Below are 17,440 nucleotides of genomic sequence, written 5' to 3' on the forward strand. Positions count from 1 at the left end.
TTCGTGAGTGCTTTTTATGTGCTCAAATGTTTATGCTGCTTTAGTTGTATCTGGTATTTCAGGCTCCTGATAGCGTTGAGGTTCATGGTAATAAATAGAGAGTACAACACCAATACCAGTCATTAAACTCCATAATGAACTACCACCGTAACTAATAAATGGTAAAGGAATACCAGTAATCGGAAGTAATTGAACAGTCATACCAATATTTTGTAATACATGGAAGACAATGAGTGACACATAGCCAATAATAAATACTTTATTATATTGACTATTAATTCTACTAGCCAGCCTAATTAAATGGAAAACTAAAAATAAGAAAATAAGAATAAGCACCACAGAACCAATGAATCCCATTTCCTCACCAACTACTGAGAATATAAAGTCAGTATGATTTTCAGGAATGTAAACTTCACCGTGATTGTAGCCTTTTCCTAATAGCTGCCCAGAACCAATTGCCTTGAGAGACTCAGTTAAATGGTAACCATCACCACTACTATATGAGTAAGGATCTAACCATGAATTGATACGACCCATTTGATACATCTTAATGCCTAATATACTCTCGATTAATGTTGGTTTGAAAATGATAGCCAAAATAATACTAGCGCCACCGACAAATGCAGCAATAAATAATGGTGCAAGAATTCTCCAAGTAATACCACTGACTAACAACACACCTGCAATAATTGCACAAATCACAAGGGTAGTACCTAAGTCATTTTGTAATAAAATTAAAGCGGTAGGAAAGATAGACACACCAATAATTTTTAAGAATAACATCAAATCTGATTGGAAAGATTTGTTGAAAGTGAATTGATTATGTTTAGAAATCGTTTTGGCTAATGCTAGAATTAAAATAATTTTCATAAATTCTGAAGGTTGGATACTAATTGGACCAAAACTATACCAACTTTTTGCACCGTTAATTACTGGTGTAATGGCCGTTTCAGGTAAGATAAGTAACCCAATCAATAGGATACAGAAAATAAAATATAATAGATATGTATTGTTTTTAATCTTTTTTGGAGAAATAATCATGATTAAGAAAGCCATGATGGCTCCAAAAATGTAGTAAATAACTTGTCTAATACTGAAGTTTGCACTGTATTGTCCGCCACCCATCGCAGAACTAATCAGTGTAACGCTAATCATTGCTAACACTGTGATAATCAGTACTAATACCCAGTCGACTTTACGAAACCAATGTTTGCTTGGTTGTTGACGAGATGAATAATTCATTGCTTACTCCTTTATAATCATGTGTGTATTAATATTTTCTAAAAATGATCAATGTTGTATGTCATTCATTCGTTAGTCAAATCAGAATGTAGATTTATCGTCTAAATAAATATTCTATATTGATTTTACATGACTTTTTTTAAATTTGCTAGAATATCAAGACGTCAAGAACCAATGGTCATTTTTAAGAAGTATTGCAACTACTTGAAAAGAAATTCAGACTGTAGATGGCCTTTTTAAAGAAACGACTGATATTACAATACTTCGTATTGCTTTAGCTCCCTTGCCGCGGGCATGGCTTGAGCCTGTAGTCTCAAGACGCATGCTATTCCTGCAGGCGTGTCGCTATCAATACTCAGTTATGCAAGTGTGAATATTCGATAGAAAAGACTTTCTAACACTCTGCTTCGTTTATTTTATTTTTTGTCGATAGGATTTACTACTTGAAAAGTATTTATGATGTAAAGAAGTCATTAAAAATTAAATTTATGGGTGGATTATCAAATGCAATTAATTTTAGAAATATGATAATATTAAGTTTCAGAGATCGTTATGTACATTGAGTGATACATAAGAAATAAAAAACAACAATTATTAAACAGATAAATGGTATTCAAGCCAGGTAATTGTAATGGAGGAAAACGAAATGACAAAAGAGAATATTTGTATCGTTTTTGGAGGAAAAAGTGCTGAGCATGATGTGTCTATTTTAACTGCACAAAATGTATTAAATGCAATCAATAAAGATCAATATCAAATCGATATTATTTATATTACTAATGAAGGTGAATGGAAGAAAAAAGAAACATCACTGAAGAAATTAAGAACACGGATGAACTCGTATTAAATGACGTAGAAGCGGGAGAAATCTCACAACTATTAAGTAAAGGCAGCACAGGTCGTTCATATGATGCAGTATTCCCATTATTACATGGTCCTAACGGTGAAGATGGTACGATTCAAGGATTATTTGAAGTATTAGACATTCCATATGTTGGAAATGGTGTATTAGCCGCTTCAAGTTCTATGGATAAATTAGTAATGAAACAGTTATTTGAACATAGAGGATTACCACAATTGCCATATATTAGTTTCCTAAGAAGTGAATATGAAAAATATGAAAATAACATCATTAAACTTGTAAATGACAAATTAACTTATCCAGTTTTTGTTAAACCAGCGAATCTAGGTTCTAGTGTCGGTATCAGCAAATGTAATAATGAAAAAGAACTAAAATCAGGTATTGAAGAAGCATTTCAATTCGACCGTAAACTTGTCATTGAACAAGGAATTGAAGCAAGAGAAATTGAAGTTGCTGTACTAGGTAACGATTATCCAGAAACAACATGGCCTGGGGAAGTCGTTAAAGATGTTGCATTCTATGACTATAAATCGAAATATAAAGATGGTAAGGTTCGATTACAAATTCCAGCAGAGTTAGATCAAGATGTTCAAATGACGCTACGCAATATGGCGCTTGAAGCATTTAAAGCTACTGATTGTTCAGGACTCGTACGTGCAGATTTCTTCGTTACAGAGGACAATCAAATCTATATTAATGAAACGAATGCAATGCCAGGATTTACATCATTTAGTATGTATCCAAGTCTTTGGGAAAATATGGGATTATCCTACCCAGACCTTATCGCAAAACTTATCGATTTAGCTAAAGAACGTCATGCAGATAAAAAGAAAAATAAATACAAAATTGATTAATAAAGGAATATTAATATGATTAATGTTACATTACAACAAATACAAAATTGGATATCTTGCGAAATTGATGAACAATATTTAACTCGTTCAATTAAAGGTGTCACGATTGATTCTCGCGCTATTGAAAAGGATATGCTATTTATTCCGTTTAAAGGTGAGAATGTAGATGGCCATCGTTTTATTGCCCAAGCGCTAAAGGACGGTGCGGGTGCTTCATTTTCAGAAAAGGGAACTGAGTTAAGCGAAGATGTTGAAGGCCCAATCATTTGGGTCGAAGATACACTTCAAGCATTGCAAGACTTGGCTAAGGCATATCTTAAACATGTCAATCCTAAAGTGATAGCAGTCACAGGGTCAAACGGTAAAACGACGACGAAAGATATGATTGAAAGTGTGTTAACTACAGAATTTAAAGTTAAGAAGACACAAGGCAATTATAATAATGAAATTGGCATGCCTTTAACAATATTAGATTTGGATGAAGATACAGAAATTTCTATTCTAGAGATGGGTATGTCCGGTTTCCACGAAATTGAATTGTTATCAACGATTGCTGAACCAGATATTGCAGTCATTACGAATATCGGTGAATCACACATGCAAGATTTAGGTTCCAGAGAAGGCATTGCTAAAGCTAAATCTGAAATAACAATCGGTTTAAAAGATAATGGAACATTTATTTATGATGGCGACGAGCCATTATTAACGCCACATGTCAAACAGATTCAGCAAGCGAAGCTCATTAGCGTCGGTTTAGGAGATGCAAATTCGCTTGTATGTCATGTTGATGATGTTGAAACTGAAGGCATTGGATTTACAATTAATAATGACGAAAGTTATGTTTTACCTATTTTAGGTATACACAATATGAAGAACGCTGCGATTGCCATTGCAGTAGGGCATGAATTGGGATTACCTTACGCAACAATTAAAGAAAACATTCGTCATGTTCAATTGACAGGGATGCGTATGGAACGCCACCAAACTGATGATAATGTCACAGTGATTAATGATGCTTACAATGCCAGTCCTACAAGTATGAAGGCAGCTATTGACACACTAAGTAGTATGGAAGGCCGCAAGATACTTATTTTAGCTGACGTCTTAGAATTAGGTACAAATAGTCAACAGATGCACGAAGAGGTAGGCACTTATTTAGATGGTAAGTCTATTGATATTTTGTTCACTTATGGTACGGAAGCAGAATATATTTTCAATACAGGTCAAAGCTATGTTGAAACAGCTAAACACTTTGATGATAAATCTGAATTGATTAAAGAATTAAAAGTTATTGTGAAAGAAAATGATAAAATTTTAGTTAAAGGTTCACGAGGAATGAAACTCGAAGAAGTTGTTGAGGCACTTATTTAATTATTGAGAGTAAACTAAGCATGCACATGATTAATATAAAATCGGCTAAGTAATGTATAGAAGATTTTATCATGTGTATGCTTTTTTCGTGAAAAAATTCATCCAGTAAAATGAAACGCTTACATCATATCATGTGCTATATTTTCCGGGTAGAATAATTTTAAAAAATTAAAGTAAAAGGATAAAAGTAAGTTACTGCTTTATTGCTATAATATTTTTAAGGTGGTACTATATAGAAGTTGATAAAACATAAGTGAACATATATGCAAAAAAGTATATTAAGAAATAAACACTTAAAAAGGAGAATTATTTTGCAAAATTTTAAAGAATTAGGGATTTCGGATAAAACGGTTCAAACACTGGAATCTATGGGATTCAAAGAACCTACACCTATCCAAAAAGACAGTATCCCTTATGCGTTAAAAGGAGACGACATCCTTGGCCAAGCCCAAACAGGTACGGGGAAAACAGGGGCATTTGGTATTCCTTTAATTGAGAAAGTAGTCGGCGAAGAAGGCGTACAATCTCTTATCTTAGCGCCTACAAGAGAACTTGCAATGCAAGTGGCTGAACAATTAAGAGAGTTCAGTAAAGGACAACGCGTACAAGTCGTTACAGTATTTGGTGGTATGCCAATCGATCGCCAAATTAAAGCGTTAAAAAGAGGGCCACAAATTGTCGTAGGTACGCCAGGCCGTGTCATTGACCATCTCAACCGTCGTACTTTAAAAACGCATGATATTCATACGTTAATTTTAGACGAAGCAGATGAAATGATGAATATGGGATTCATCGATGATATGAGATTTATTATGGATAAAATTCCTGCTGATCAACGTCAAACAATGCTATTTTCAGCAACAATGCCTAAAGCAATTCAAGAATTAGTTCAACAATTTATGAAGACGCCTAAAATCATCAAAACGATGAATAATGAAATGTCAGATCCACAAATTGAAGAGTTTTATACCATTGTTAAAGAATTAGAGAAATTTGATACATTTACTAATTTCCTAGATGTTCACCAACCAGAATTAGCAATTGTATTCGGTCGTACAAAACGTCGTGTAGATGAATTAACAAGTGCTTTATTATCTAAAGGATATAAAGCAGAAGGACTTCACGGAGATATCACACAAGCTAAACGTTTAGAAGTCTTGAAGAAATTCAAAAATGACCAAATCGATATTTTAGTAGCAACTGACGTAGCAGCGAGAGGTCTAGATATTTCTGGGGTAAGTCACGTTTATAACTTTGATATTCCACAAGATACTGAAAGCTATACACACCGTATTGGTCGTACAGGCCGTGCAGGTAAAGAAGGTATTGCAGTTACGTTTGTCAATCCTATTGAAATGGATTATATTCGCCAAATCGAAGACGTGAATGGTCGCCGTATGAATGCGTTAAGACCACCACATCGTAAAGAAGTGCTTAAAGCACGTGAAGATGATATTAAAGAAAAAGTTCAAAATTGGATGTCTAAAGATAATGAAGCGCGCCTTCAACGTATAGCAAGTGAATTACTAGAAGAATATGATAGCGTTGAATTAGTAGCTTCTTTACTACAAGAACTTGTAGAAGCAAATGATGAAGTAGAAGTTCAATTAACATTCGAAAAACCACTTGCCCGTAAAGGTCGTAATCATAAAGGCGGCTCAAGAAGAGGTAATAACAAACGTGGTAATGGCAAATTTGATAATAAAAATAGACGTTCAAAAGGGCCAAAAGGCAACTCAAATAAAAAGAAAAATACTAAAAAATTTGATCGCCGAGACAAACAAAGTAAAGGTTCTAACCAATCAATGAGAGGTCGCACATTTGCAGATCATCAAAAATAAATGATTTCATTCTAACCAGTTAAGGTAACAATCTTAGCTGGTTTTTGTATTATTATTGCTTTATTTAGACCTTTCATGCTCTATGCTATAATATGAGTAAATCAGACAAAGGAGCTATAATATGAATCTGGATAGTACATTTCATCGAAGCCCTAAAAATGCTTTAAAGTACTATTATATAACTAGTTTTATAACTTTAATTATCATATTAGTTATATTAAGCATTCTTTATTATTGTTGGTCTACTTTTCATTGGTGGGATTTTATTTTATACATACTCATAATGATAGCTGCGATTGCTATCATTCATTTTATATTTTCACCTTTTATTAGATACAAGTATCATTTTTATAAATTTGAAGGAAATTCAATTATTTTAAAAGAAGCATTTTTCTTTAAAAGAGAAGAACTTAGTAAAATCGAAAGATTACAATTTATTACTATTGGAACAAATCCTTTAGCTAAAAAATTCAAAATCAATTCAATTGAATTAGTAACTGCTGGACATGAAATTACATTACCAATGATTTCAGAACAAGAAGCGCAAATGATTCAACAACAGGCATTAGATCGATTGAGAGGTGTCAATGACAATGTATAATCCTCAAAGATTGCATCCAATCTCGTACGTAACCGGATTAATAGATGTAATTAAACAGAACTTTATTGTGATTATCCTCTTTTTATTTAACATAAGAAATTTTAAATTTGATGACTTTGGTTCTTATATTTGGCCTGGCGTAATGACTTTAATATTTTTAGTATCATTCATACACAATATTATTAAAGTTTATAATACGCGTTACTGGATTGAAAATAATCACTTCATACTAACGACAGGTGTATTTAATAAAGAACGTAAAGAGCTCAACATAAGTAGAATTCAATCTGCTGATACCACTCAAAGTTTAGTCAACCAAGTTGTGGGTGGAGTTGAACTCATCATTAAAACGCCTAGTGATGGTATCGAATTAAGTACCATTTCTAAAAAACAAAGTGAAATGGTAGAGAAAGAAATTAAGACATTACAACAACAAATGAATGATACTCAACAAGAAGTGGCGAGTGAAAATAATGCAGGTGATAATGAAACAACGCCTCAAAATCTACCTTCTCAATCTATATTTAAAATGCCATTCAAACAATTATTATTGATGGCTATGACGAGTGGTGCAATTGGGATTGCACTATTTACAATTTCGCCGATTGTAGGGAGCTTCTCGAGTATTATTCCGTGGGAAAAGCTAGGAGATGAACTATCATACATTTTTAAAACGATATATCTCTTAGTGACTGCCATTGTAGTTTTCGTATTAATAGCCAGTTATATTATTGGAACATGTCTGGCATTCATTAAATATTATGGATACAAGGTCACACAACAAGGCCATCAACTAAAAATTCAATATGGTTTATTTACAAAAAAGAATATAACTGTACCTACTGATCGCCTTCAAGGTGTACTAGAACATCAATCTTATATTAGGAAGTTGTTTGGTTACACATCCATTCATTTTTATATCACAAGTGATATTGATGCCACTTCTGGTGAACCGAGTGATGATAATGGACGCATCATGATTCTTCCTTTTATTAAGCGTTCTCAAGCGTATGAGATCATTCGGTCATTAGTGCCCGAGATGCAATTTAACACTGCGCATGCTGGCATGCCTATGAGAGGATTTCACCGTCATTTTCTTATACCGACTATAATCCTAGTTATAGCTGGAATAGTTGGATGGTATTTCTGGTCAGCATGGTCTTTCGTCATTATGGCAGTACTAATTATTTTATTTGTCATTGCAGCAATACTATACGTTCGTTTCGGTGGCTATAATTTGGAAAATGATGAATTTGTGATACAAAAAGCATCATTACTCAATATTAAAAGATATTACTTTAAACTTAATAAAGTAATTGGTTTAGAGATTAAACAGCATCCACTATTAGAAAGAAGCCATCTAGCAAATTTTGAGTTTATTATAGCTAAAGGTGACTTAAATCAATATATTGGACTAAAATTTAATGATGTATCTAACGTGAATCAACTGAAGAAATGGTACATGAGAGGTGATACTCATGAAAGCATATAAATATATGAATGAAAAAGGATTAAAAGTGATGAGGATAAGTGCTTCAATATGGGCACTTGTCATTGCTGTTGTGTTATTAATATTCATTGGCTTAAATATGTTTAAACTACATTGGGTAGGTAACGTTTCAGTTATTATAGGCGCACTAGTTATTATTATCTTTTTCTTATTGATGTTTTTACTTATTATGCCTCTTTATAGGTATAAAAACTTCAGATATTTCATAGGCGAAGACGAAGTACATGTAAGAAGAGGCGTCATTTTTATTGATACCAACATTATTCCATACTTCCGAATCCAAAATATCGATATAAATGAAGGATTCATTATGAGAAAATATCAACTCGCGACATTGACATTATCAACAGCTGGCGGAAATTCTGAAATTGAACTCATTGATAGAGATGAAGCTCAAAAATTAAAAACACTCATTAAGCAATGTAAAGAAAGCGATGCTCATTTATCCACTTCAATAGATAATGAAGAAAAGGTAAACGGTATGGCTAAATCTATAGATGAAAATGAATAAAGAGGCGAAGCGGAATGATATATGGAATAGGTATAGATTTAATAGAAATCGAACGTATTGAAAAAGTGCTTCACAAACAAAGTAAAGTCATTGATCGAGTTCTGACTCAAGATGAAAAAGCTAAATTTGAGAAGTTTACTCATGAGAAGCGTAAAATAGAATTTTTAGCAGGTCGTTTTGCTGTAAAAGAAGCATTTAGTAAAGCGTTAGGTACAGGATTAGGCCAATCTGTAACTTTTCAAGATATTAACTGTTACAACAATCGATTAGGTCAACCATGTATTGATTATCCAGGCTTTAAAGTGCATGTGAGCATCACTCACACAGATCATTATGCCATGAGCCAAGTCATATTAGAAAAAGAAGAATAAATATGCTGAACTCTTAAAAGTTAAATAAAAATATATTAATGAAGTAATAAGTATGTCGTTTCAAGGAGGGCAATCATATGACAGAAAAGTTCTATAGACCAACCTATTTAAATGTTAATTTAGATGCGATATTAGCAAATTATCAAATTTTTGATCAATTACATCACAATAAAACTGTAATTTCTGTGATCAAGGCAAATAGTTATGGTTTAGGTAGTGTAAGAATCGCGCAACATCTAATGGAACACGGTGCCTCATTTTTTGCAGTGGCAACATTAGATGAAGCAATAGAATTACGAATGCACGGTATTAAAGCTAAAATTTTAATATTAGGCGTCATTCGAACTGAAGATATAAGTAAAGCGATACAACATCGCGTTGCGCTTACTGTTCCATCTAAGGCGTGGTTGAAAGAAGCGATTAAAAATATTCCTGAAGATAACGAGAAAAAGTTATGGTTACATGCAAAACTAGATACAGGTATGGGTCGCTTGGGTATGAAAGATGTCGAAGAATATCGTGAAGTTGTGGACCTGATAGATAAAAGAGAACACCTTGTTTTCGAAGGTGTTTATACGCATTTTGCGAGCGCAGATGAACCAGGAGATTCAATGAATGAACAATTTGAATTCTTCAAAACCGTCGTAAATCAAGTTGAAAAACCGACCTACATTCATACACAAAATTCTGCCGCATCGTTATTAATGGATGGACAATTCTGCAATGCCATACGATTAGGTATATCTTTATATGGATACTATCCTTCACAATACGTTAAAGATCATGTCAAAGTACACTTGCGTCCGAGTGCACAACTTGTATCTGAAATCGTACAAGTCAAGACCCTCAAAGCTGGTGAAACGGTAAGTTATGGTCGAACATTTAAAGCAACAGAAGAAATGAGAATTGCAATTCTGCCAATTGGCTATGCTGATGGCTATTTAAGAGCAATGCAAGGAGCTTATGTTAATGTGAATGGTCACCAATGTGAAGTAGTTGGTCGCGTATGTATGGATCAAACTATTTTAAGAGTTCCTGAAGATGTGAAGGTAGGGGACAAAGTCATATTGATGGACAACCATATTGATTCGCTACAATCTGCTGAAGCTTTAGCTGAAAAGCAACAAACGATCAATTATGAAGTATTGTGCAACATCTCCAGACGTTTACCTAGAATTTACCATCACAGTGATGAATATGAGGTTACTAATGAATTATTAAAATAGTATAGTCACTGTACTTAAAATTTGTTATTATTAAGTTAAATTAAAGGTTAAATAACAACTTTTTGGAATCAGATGGAGGTTCTTCACATGTTATCTTTTAATCAAAATAGAAGTCACAGTCTTGAACAATCCTTAAAAGAAGGTTATGCACAAATGGCTGATCTAAACCTCTCCCTAGCGACGGAAGCTTTCCCGATTGAGTGTGAAGCTTGCGATTGTAATGAAACATATCTTACTTCTAACTCAAAGAATGAATGATTAGAAGAGGAGATGTTTATTTAGCGGATTTATCACCAGTGCAAGGGTCTGAACAAGGGGGAGTAAGACCTGTCGTTATTATTCAAAACGATACTGGTAATAAATATAGTCCTACAGTCATTGTGGCTGCTATTACAGGTAGGATTAATAAAGCGAAAATACCAACCCATGTAGAAATTGAAAAGAAAAAGTACAAGTTAGATAAAGATTCCGTTATCCTACTTGAACAAATTAGAACACTTGATAAAAAACGATTAAAAGAAAAATTGACCTATTTATCTGAAAGTAAGATGAAAGAGGTCGACAACGCCCTAGACATTAGTCTAGGCTTACATAACTTTGATCATCCAAAATCATAATGTTTTATATGTAGTAAACATAAATAAAATAATGAATTAGAAGACAATAACTTTATAATAATTATAACTCTTAATCAAACAGGTAACTTTAGACCGATTGCTTTCATTAAGATTTTTGCAAATCTATACTAGTGCTACCTCTCATTAGTTTAATAGCATATAATTATAGTTATTAAGTAATTGCATTTATTATAAAAGAATGTCTTGAGTTTTTTCGGCTTTAGGTATTCCACTCCTAAAGTCTTTTTTAGCTAGTTAAGAATTGAGGTTTATCAGTGATTTGCTGTTCATTTTAAAAAATAAATAAAATTCCAAAAACGATAGATAGTAAACGAATGGAATGTGAAATGGAAGTAAGGAGGCACGTGTCGTGGAAGAATTTAAAAAAAGTTATAAAGCGCTTGTAAAAGAAAGTTTAACTACTGATAATCGGGCTCAACTTATAAAAAAGTGCGAAGCATTTACGGATGAAGTAATTAAAAAGGATGTATTGCCAGAAGATATTGTGGAAATTCATCAATCTTATATTAGCCAATTAGAATTAAATGAGGAAGAAATTTTGGGGACATTAGATGTTCTTCAAGAGGTTGTTAAAGGTTTTGGTTATAGTTATAGAGATTATCAAAGGTTAGTAAATAAAATGCAAGTCCACGATAAGGAAATAGATTTGGCCTCTCGACTTCAACAAACGATGTTAAAGACAGATATACCTCAATTCGATAGTATTCAAATAGGTGTGATTTCTGTTGCTGCACAAAAAGTAAGCGGCGACTATTTCAACTTAATCGATCATAAAGACGGTACGATGAGCTTTGCAGTGGCTGATGTCATTGGTAAAGGGATTCCTGCAGCCTTAGCCATGAGTATGATCAAATTCGGCATGGATTCATATGGTCATTCACAGTTGCCGAGCGATGGTTTGAAACGATTAAATCGTGTTGTCGAAAAAAACGTTAACCAAAATATGTTTGTAACGATGTTTTATGGATTATATGAAGAGATGAACCATCTTCTTTATTGTAGTTCAGCCGGTCATGAACCTGGTTATGTTTACCGTGCTGAAACAGAGGAATTTGAGGAAATTGACGTAAGAGGACGTGTCCTTGGTGTCAGTCAGAAGACACGTTATAACCAACAAGAAATTCCTATTTACTTAGAAGATTTGATTATTATTTTTACTGATGGTGTAACGGAAGCACGTGATAATACAGGAGAATTTATTGATAAAGATAAGTTGTTAAATTTAATTCGAAAAAATAAACACATGCATCCTCAAGATATCGTTCAAATTATTTATGAATCAATTTTAAAAGTTCAAAACCCTAGTAGAAAAGACGATATGACAATTTTAATTATAAAAAGAGTAAATTAAATTGACTAAATTAGATTAAAGTTTAATGTCTAAGGGTATACATAATTTTGAACAGGAATGTAAAAAATGAACTAGATATGAAAAGACTAGGAGTGTATCAAATGAATCTTAATATAGAAACTATAACTCATGATGACTATTATGAAGTTAAAGTTGGTGGAGAATTAGATGTTTATACAGTACCAGAATTAGAAGAGGTTTTAGTGCCAATGAGACAAGAAGGAACACATGATATTCACGTTAATTTAGCTAACGTGAGTTACATGGATTCTACTGGATTAGGTTTATTTGTAGGAACTTTAAAAGCATTAAACCAAAATGATAAAGATTTATATATCTTAGGTGTTTCAGATCGAATTAATAGATTATTTGATATTACCGGTTTGAAAGATTTAATGCATGTTAATGAAGGAACGGAGGTAGAGTAACATGCAATCAAGACAAGATTATATCGAAATGCGGTTACCAGCCTCTGCAGAATACGTAAGTTTAATACGTTTAACATTATCTGGCGTATTTTCAAGAGCGGGTGCCTCTTATGACGATATTGAAGATTCTAAAATCGCTGTAAGTGAAGCTGTAACGAACGCTGTTAAACATGCTTATAAAGAAAATCCTGAAACCGGTATGATAAATTTATGTTTTGAGATATTTGATGATAAAATAAAAATAGTTATTTCCGATCAAGGGGAAAGTTTTGATTATGAAACAACTAAATCTAAACTAGGTCCATATGATGATAACGAGAACATTGATTTCTTAAGAGAAGGCGGATTGGGATTATTCCTTATTGAGTCATTAATGGACGAAGTAACTGTTTATAAAGAATCTGGTGTGACAATCAGTATGATTAAGTATATTAAAAAAGAGCAGGTGCGAAATAATGGCGAAAGAGTCGAAATCAGCTAATGATGTATCACCTGAACAAATTAACCAATGGATTAAAGAACACCAAGAAAATGAAAATAGCCAAGCTCAAGATAAATTAGTAACGCATTATCGCAAACTAATAGAATCTTTAGCATATAAATATTCGAAAGGGCAATCACATCATGAAGATTTAGTTCAAGTGGGTATGGTTGGATTAATAGGTGCCATCAATAGATTTGATTTGTCATTTGATCGAAAATTTGAAGCATTTCTAGTGCCAACCGTGATTGGTGAAATAAAAAGGTATTTACGAGATAAAACATGGAGTGTCCACGTACCTAGACGCATTAAAGAGATTGGTCCTAGAATTAAAAAGGTAAGCGATGAACTAACAAATGAACTTGAACGTTCACCATCTATCAATGAAATAGCGGAACGTCTTGAAGTCACAGACGAAGAAGTTTTAGAAGCAATGGAGATGGGACAAAGTTATAATGCGCTAAGTGTGGATCATTCTATTGAAGCGGATAAGGATGGATCAACAGTAACGCTATTAGATATTATGGGGCAACAAGATGACAATTATGATTTAACTGAAAAACGCATGATTTTAGAACGCATTTTGCCTATTTTATCTGATAGAGAAAGACAAATTATACAATGTACATTTATAGAGGGATTAAGTCAGAAAGAAACTGGTGAAAGAATTGGACTTAGTCAAATGCATGTATCCCGCTTGCAACGTACTGCAATTAAAAAGTTGCAAGAAGCAGCTAAACAATAAATATTTAAAGAAGTTCATTGATAACAATCATGAGCTTCTTTTTGTTTGTCATCATTTTGGTGATTAAAAGTGGGCATAGTTTGTTAACGTAAATCGAGAATGTATTTATAGAACTATGTTAAAATAGGGAAGTAATTTTATAGAAAAGCGTGGTAGAAGAATGGACAAAAATTTAATTCAAACAATTGTAGAGAAATATAATTTTTCAGAAAAACAAATAAAATCAGTGCTTGAACTATTAGAAGATAATAATACTGTTCCATTTATCGCAAGATATCGTAAAGAAGCTACTGGCGGCCTAGATGAAGTTGAAATTAAACAAATTGACGATGAATATCGTTACATGGAGAATCTTCAAAAGAGAAAAGAAGAAGTTATACATAGTATTGAACAACAAGGAATGCTCACGGACGAACTTAAGAGCGACATCCTTAAACAAACGAAATTGCAAAGAGTTGAAGATTTATATCGACCATACAAACAGAAAAAGAAAACGCGTGCAACTGAAGCTAAAAGAAAAGGACTTGAACCTTTAGCACAGTGGTTAATTCAAGGAAAATTAGATAAAAAAATTGAAGACAAAGCAGAAGAATTTCTCAATGAAGAAATATCTAATATTGAAGAAGCACTGGAAGGCGCTCAAGATATTATCGCTGAACATATTTCAGATAACCCTAAATATCGTTCTAGAATATTAAAAGATGTGTATCATCAAGGACAAATTACTACTTCTAAAAAGAAAAATGCTGAAGATGAAAAAGAAATCTTCGCTATGTATTATGATTATTCAGAACCTGTGAAACGTGTAGCTAATCATAGAATTTTAGCTATGAATCGTGGTGAAAAGGAAAAAGTATTATCCGTTAAAATAGAATTCGATACAACAAGAATTCAAAAAGATATTGAAAGACAAGTTATTAAAGCGAACAATGAAGGTGCGATATACATTGAAGCGGCTATAAAAGATAGTCTTAAACGTTTAATTATGCCTTCAATAGAAAGAGAAATACGTGGTGATTTAACTCAGAAAGCTGAAACACATGCAATTGATGTCTTTAGTGAGAATCTTAGAAACTTATTATTACAACCACCTATGAAAGGTAAACAAATTCTTGGTGTAGATCCAGCCTTTAGAACAGGTTGTAAACTTGCAGTGATTAATCCATTTGGAACATTTATTGCGAAGAGCGTTATCTATCCACACCCGCCTAAATCTAAGACTGAAGCTGCTGAAAAAGAATTAGTCAATATGATTAAAGATTATCAAATTGAATTATTAGCTATAGGAAATGGAACAGCGAGTCGAGAAACAGAACAATTTGTTGCAAATGTAATTAAAAAGTATAGCTTAGGCGCACAATTTATCATAGTTAATGAAGCAGGAGCATCAGTTTACTCAGCTTCAGAAATTGCTAGACAGGAGTTTCCTGATTTTCAAGTAGAAGAAAGAAGTGCAGTTTCAATAGGCAGAAGAGTTCAAGACCCACTAAGTGAATTGGTTAAAATAGATCCTAAATCAATCGGTGTTGGTCAATATCAACACGATGTAAACCAAAAAGAATTAAGTAATGCATTAACATTCGTTGTAGAGACTGCTGTAAACCAGGTCGGAGTGGATGTTAATACTGCTTCTAAATCTTTACTTCAATATGTATCAGGATTATCTTCTACAATTGCACAAAACATTATTGATTACAGAGAAGAAAATGGCCCAATTAAACACAATAAAGAAATTAGCAAAATTAAAAGATTGGGTGCCAAAACATTTGAACAAAGTATCGGATTTTTACGTATCGTCGATGGTGAAGAACCACTAGATAACACGGCAATTCACCCTGAAAGTTATAAAGTGACGTATGAAGTGTTAGAACAATTAGGACTAGGGGCTAAAGACATTGGTACAACGCATCTCAAATCTACTTTAACTAACGTTAATGTGAAAGAACTTGCAACTAAATTAAATGTAGGAGAACCAACATTAGAGGATATTATTCAATCCTTAATTGCACCAAACAGAGACCCTAGAGATGAATTTGAAACACCAATTCTGAAATCTGATGTACTATCTATTGAAGATTTACATCAAGGTATGAAGTTGAATGGTACAGTGAGAAATGTTGTTGACTTTGGCGCATTTATCGATATAGGTGTGAAACAAGATGGGTTAGTTCACGTTTCTAAATTATCTAAGAAGTTTGTTAAGAATCCTATGGAGATTGTAAGTGTTGGCGATATTGTAGACGTTTGGATTCTTGATATTGATGAAAATAAAGGAAAAGTATCGCTAACAATGATTGACCCAAATGAATAATATTGAATTACAACGCTTAACCGAACAATTAGCTATTGATTATTTTGGAGTAGAATTTAAACATAAAGCATACTTTAATCATAGACTTAGAACTACTGGTGGTAGGTATTTATTGCGGTCTCATCATATAGAGATTAACCCTAAGCAGTTAGAAAATTTTGGAGAACAGGCAATTATAGATATCATTAAACATGAACTGTGTCACTATTTTCTTCATCTTGCAGGTAGAGGTTATCAGCATCGTGATCGAGATTTCAAAGTTTTAAGCAGTAAGGTAGGTGCACTTAGGTTTTGCATACCTACTGAAACGTACCAAAGTCGTGCTAATTACAAGTATCAATGTGTGAATTGTTTGGAGAATTATTTACGTATTAGAAGAGTGAACACCCATAAAATGAGATGTGGTCATTGTGGAGGCAAACTTAATTTAGTAGAAGTATATAAGCATTAATGTTGAAGAGCGTTTTGGAGTGAGACAGAAATGTCATTTAGGAAAATTATTTTCGTTGTCTTATACCCAACGTGCATGATTTGCAGAAATTTTTTAGTTGGAGCGCTGCCGGTAGGGAAGTCTCGGATAGAAACAAAATTGATATAAGCACGTTTTCAATTTAGACGTACATTGCCAATATGTTAAGTGAAGCAGGGATAATTATTTTAGTCTCTGCTTCATTTTTTTATGAAAAATAATATGGAATTTTGATGTTTCAATAAGATGAAAATTTTTGCTCAAATATATTGACATATAATGTTGTGTGATATATTATAGATATCGTTGTCTTAACAAGAGAAACAAGTTTTAAAAGCTAATTAACATTATTAATCTTAAGTTAAATTATTGTTGACAAAATGTAATGAAAGATTTAAAATATTTATTGTTCTCGATAATTAAAAGTTTAATTATGCGTTTTGCCAGCGGTCGTGGCGGAATGGCAGACGCGCTAGGTTGAGGGCCTAGTGGGAGTTAATCCCGTGGAGGTTCAAGTCCTCTCGGCCGCACCAATATCATATAATTCTACATGCGGGTGTAGTTTAATGGCAAAACCTCAGCCTTCCAAGCTGATGTTGTGGGTTCGATTCCCATCACCCGCTCCATT

The 17,440-nt window shown here is 33.1% G+C and carries 16 protein-coding genes, 2 tRNA genes and 1 pseudogene; 18 read left to right on the top strand and 1 reads right to left on the bottom strand.

All coding sequences use genetic code 11. From position 1 onward, the window contains the following. Positions 1-30 precede the first annotated feature (30 nt). Positions 31-1,242, bottom strand: a complete 1,212-nt coding sequence (locus HMPREF3264_RS05975) for an FtsW/RodA/SpoVE family cell cycle protein (RefSeq protein WP_070872430.1) — start codon at positions 1,240-1,242, stop codon at positions 31-33. Between the two features lie 631 nt (positions 1,243-1,873). Here HMPREF3264_RS05975 and HMPREF3264_RS05980 point away from each other — a divergent pair. The 18 genes and pseudogenes from HMPREF3264_RS05980 to HMPREF3264_RS06065 all read left to right on the top strand — a co-directional run bounded on the left by HMPREF3264_RS05980 (position 1,874) and on the right by HMPREF3264_RS06065 (position 17,438). Further along, positions 1,874-2,958: pseudogene (locus HMPREF3264_RS05980) on the top strand (D-alanine--D-alanine ligase). A gap of 15 nt (positions 2,959-2,973) precedes the next feature. Continuing rightward, a complete protein-coding gene (gene murF / locus HMPREF3264_RS05985; protein WP_070872432.1) occupies positions 2,974-4,329 on the top strand; it encodes a UDP-N-acetylmuramoyl-tripeptide--D-alanyl-D-alanine ligase in 1,356 nt (451 codons plus the stop codon). Between the two features lie 311 nt (positions 4,330-4,640). Further along, positions 4,641-6,170, top strand: a complete 1,530-nt coding sequence (locus HMPREF3264_RS05990) for a degradosome RNA helicase CshA (RefSeq protein WP_070872434.1) — start codon at positions 4,641-4,643, stop codon at positions 6,168-6,170. A gap of 121 nt (positions 6,171-6,291) precedes the next feature. Further along, on the top strand, positions 6,292-6,771 hold the full coding sequence (locus HMPREF3264_RS05995; RefSeq protein WP_070872436.1) for a PH domain-containing protein: 480 nt from the start codon (positions 6,292-6,294) through the stop codon (positions 6,769-6,771). Then, complete coding sequence (locus HMPREF3264_RS06000; RefSeq protein WP_070872438.1) at positions 6,764-8,263, top strand: PH domain-containing protein; 1,500 nt, start codon at positions 6,764-6,766, stop codon at positions 8,261-8,263. The genes HMPREF3264_RS05995 and HMPREF3264_RS06000 overlap by 8 nt, the downstream gene beginning before the upstream one ends. Beyond that, positions 8,250-8,792 (top strand): PH domain-containing protein, encoded by a 543-nt coding sequence (locus HMPREF3264_RS06005; RefSeq protein WP_070872440.1) that lies wholly within the window; start codon positions 8,250-8,252, stop codon positions 8,790-8,792. Before HMPREF3264_RS06000 ends, HMPREF3264_RS06005 begins: the two co-directional genes overlap by 14 nt. Positions 8,793-8,806: 14 nt before the next feature. After that, positions 8,807-9,163, top strand: coding sequence for a holo-ACP synthase (acpS, locus tag HMPREF3264_RS06010; RefSeq protein WP_070872442.1), 357 nt, complete (start codon positions 8,807-8,809; stop codon positions 9,161-9,163). A gap of 77 nt (positions 9,164-9,240) precedes the next feature. Next, positions 9,241-10,389 (top strand): alanine racemase, encoded by a 1,149-nt coding sequence (gene alr / locus HMPREF3264_RS06015; protein WP_070872444.1) that lies wholly within the window; start codon positions 9,241-9,243, stop codon positions 10,387-10,389. 87 nt (positions 10,390-10,476) lie between these two features. Continuing rightward, complete coding sequence (gene mazE / locus HMPREF3264_RS06020; RefSeq protein WP_037541853.1) at positions 10,477-10,647, top strand: type II toxin-antitoxin system antitoxin MazE; 171 nt, start codon at positions 10,477-10,479, stop codon at positions 10,645-10,647. Continuing rightward, the gene (locus HMPREF3264_RS06025) at positions 10,644-11,006 is read left to right on the top strand and encodes a type II toxin-antitoxin system PemK/MazF family toxin (protein WP_002445525.1); all 363 of its coding nucleotides are present in this window, start codon (positions 10,644-10,646) and stop codon (positions 11,004-11,006) included. Before mazE ends, HMPREF3264_RS06025 begins: the two co-directional genes overlap by 4 nt. A gap of 370 nt (positions 11,007-11,376) precedes the next feature. Then, the gene (locus HMPREF3264_RS06030; RefSeq protein WP_002445524.1) at positions 11,377-12,378 is read left to right on the top strand and encodes a SpoIIE family protein phosphatase; all 1,002 of its coding nucleotides are present in this window, start codon (positions 11,377-11,379) and stop codon (positions 12,376-12,378) included. A 101-nt stretch (positions 12,379-12,479) separates the two neighbouring features. Beyond that, positions 12,480-12,806 carry an anti-sigma factor antagonist gene (locus tag HMPREF3264_RS06035; protein ID WP_037541852.1) on the top strand — a complete coding sequence of 109 codons (327 nt, stop codon included), beginning with the start codon at positions 12,480-12,482 and terminating at the stop codon, positions 12,804-12,806. Position 12,807: 1 nt separating this feature from the next. Beyond that, entirely contained in the window at positions 12,808-13,287 is a 480-nt protein-coding gene (rsbW, locus tag HMPREF3264_RS06040) for an anti-sigma B factor RsbW (RefSeq protein WP_002445522.1), read from the top strand. After that, a complete protein-coding gene (gene sigB / locus HMPREF3264_RS06045) occupies positions 13,262-14,032 on the top strand; it encodes an RNA polymerase sigma factor SigB (RefSeq protein WP_002445521.1) in 771 nt (256 codons plus the stop codon). Before rsbW ends, sigB begins: the two co-directional genes overlap by 26 nt. A gap of 160 nt (positions 14,033-14,192) precedes the next feature. Next, positions 14,193-16,343 carry a Tex family protein gene (locus tag HMPREF3264_RS06050; RefSeq protein ID WP_070872446.1) on the top strand — a complete coding sequence of 717 codons (2,151 nt, stop codon included), beginning with the start codon at positions 14,193-14,195 and terminating at the stop codon, positions 16,341-16,343. Continuing rightward, complete coding sequence (locus HMPREF3264_RS06055) at positions 16,336-16,794, top strand: SprT family protein (RefSeq protein WP_070872448.1); 459 nt, start codon at positions 16,336-16,338, stop codon at positions 16,792-16,794. Before HMPREF3264_RS06050 ends, HMPREF3264_RS06055 begins: the two co-directional genes overlap by 8 nt. Positions 16,795-17,258: 464 nt before the next feature. Further along, positions 17,259-17,345, top strand: a tRNA-Leu gene (locus HMPREF3264_RS06060). 19 nt (positions 17,346-17,364) lie between these two features. Beyond that, a tRNA-Gly gene (locus HMPREF3264_RS06065) sits at positions 17,365-17,438 on the top strand. Positions 17,439-17,440 lie beyond the last annotated feature (2 nt).

Origin of the sequence: Staphylococcus sp. HMSC62A08, from assembly GCF_001839105.1 — a bacterium.
GTDB classification, from domain to species: domain Bacteria; phylum Bacillota; class Bacilli; order Staphylococcales; family Staphylococcaceae; genus Staphylococcus; species Staphylococcus caprae.